This window comes from Brevibacterium mcbrellneri ATCC 49030, assembly GCF_000178455.1.
Lineage (GTDB): Bacteria > Actinomycetota > Actinomycetes > Actinomycetales > Brevibacteriaceae > Brevibacterium > Brevibacterium mcbrellneri.
Genome location: NZ_ADNU01000017.1, coordinates 1 through 1,067, shown reverse-complemented (window position 1 = coordinate 1,067; position 1,067 = coordinate 1). Strand labels below are relative to the sequence as shown.

Below are 1,067 nucleotides of genomic sequence, written 5' to 3'. Positions count from 1 at the left end.
TGGTTACTACTTCTTGAGTCCTACGGTCGTGAAGTCGATGGTCGACTTCCAGGTGACCTGAGGAGCTACAACCTTGTCGGACCAGCCCAAGCGGAGCGTGCCGTACCACAGAGGTGTTACCGGCATGTCTTCTGCGAGGGTTTCCTGCATCTTCTTGAAGGTTGCTTCCTGCTCTGCTTCGTCCTGGCTCAGAATTTCTGAAGCCATCTTGTCGTACTCAGGGTTGGAGTAGTCACTCTTGTTTGAACCAGCGTTAGTGATGTAGTACGCCGTGAGGTAGCTCAGTGGCGATGGGAAGTCTGCCTGCCATCCGGAACGGTACATTCCGGTCATTTCCTTAGCGTCGATCTTGTCGAGCATTTCAGCAAATGTTGGGAAGGACTGTGGCTGACAGTCGATTCCGAGGTTTTCGTTAATCGAGGTGCACACTGCCTCGGTGACTTCCTTGTTGCCCGGACCGTCGTTGTTGAACGCGATGGTCAGGGTTCCTTTGAATCCGCCACCTTCTTCAAGAAGTTTCTTAGCGGCTTCAGCGTCGACGTGGCACTTGTCGCCACAGATGTCGTCCTGGAATGGTTCAATTCCCGGTGGCGACCATGCGGTACCTGGGGTGTTTTCACCGTTGGTCACAGCGTCGGTCACTGCCTGGCGGTCGATTGCCATGGAGATTGCCTGGCGAACCTTAGGATCCTTGAACTTTTCATCGTACTGAGGGAACGAGTAGCCGTTCCACAAAGTCGATGGTGAAAGCTGCCAGCGACCTTCACCCAGGTCGGTCTGCCACTTTTTACCTGCAACCGCGTCTGGCGGAATTGCGTCGACGTAGTCAACGTTTCCGGCTACAACGTCAGCGTATGCAGCACCTGGTTCGGTGTACATCTTGAAGGTGAGCTTGTCTACGTGAGCCTTTGCTTCACCCTGGTAGTCAGCGTTCTTTTCCAGAACGATCTGCTGTTCCTGCTTGTACTCAGTCAGCTTGAACGGGCCGTTACCAATCGGCTTCTTACCGTAAGCTTCGTGGTCTTTGAAGAACGACTCAGGAAGTGGCATGTAGGTGCTGTGCACAA

1 protein-coding gene is annotated in these 1,067 nt (G+C 53.6%); it reads right to left on the bottom strand.

All coding sequences use genetic code 11. The annotated features are described in order from the left end of the window. Positions 1–6 precede the first annotated feature (6 nt). Positions 7–1,067: peptide ABC transporter substrate-binding protein (locus HMPREF0183_RS02655; protein ID WP_040347777.1), on the bottom strand; the 1,061-nt coding region annotated here is incomplete at its 5' end.